The sequence below is a fragment of the Marinifilum breve genome, assembly GCF_003202155.1.
GTDB lineage: Bacteria > Bacteroidota > Bacteroidia > Bacteroidales > Marinifilaceae > Marinifilum > Marinifilum breve.
The window spans coordinates 1-532 of the sequence record NZ_QFLI01000102.1 but is presented as its reverse complement, the minus strand read 5'-3'; the positions used below and the strand labels follow the sequence as shown (position 1 = coordinate 532).

The window sequence follows — 532 nt, the reverse complement described above, 5'->3', positions numbered from 1 at the left end:
GGGCGGCGACCTCGCGGGTTTTCGCTATTTATGAAAATTTTCCGGTTTAAGGCGTTTCCGTTCTTCTTCGTCATAACTTAATGTTTTTATTTAAAATACCCTCTGAAAAGAAAGGAAACGACAGGTGCTGAAAGCGAGCTTTTTGGCCTCTGTCGTTTCCTTTCTCTGTTTTTGTCCGTGGAATGAACAATGGAAGTCAACAAAAAGCAGCTGGCTGACATTTTCGGTGCGAGTATCCGTACCATTCAGAACTGGCAGGAACAGGGAATGCCCGTTCTGCGAGGCGGTGGCAAGGGTAATGAGGTGCTTTATGACTCTGCCGCCGTCATAAAATGGTATGCCGAAAGGGATGCTGAAATTGAGAACGAAAAGCTGCGCCGGGAGGTTGAAGAACTGCGGCAGGCCAGCGAGGCAGATCTCCAGCCAGGAACTATTGAGTACGAACGCCATCGACTTACGCGTGCGCAGGCCGACGCACAGGAACTGAAGAATGCCAGAGACTCCGCTGAAGTGGTGGAAACCGCATTCTGTA

1 pseudogene is annotated in these 532 nt (G+C 49.8%); it reads left to right on the top strand.

What is annotated here, in order from left to right:
* Nucleotides 1-189 precede the first annotated feature (189 nt).
* Nucleotides 190-532 (top strand): annotated as a pseudogene (locus DF185_RS23120) (DNA-packaging protein); the annotation flags it as partial.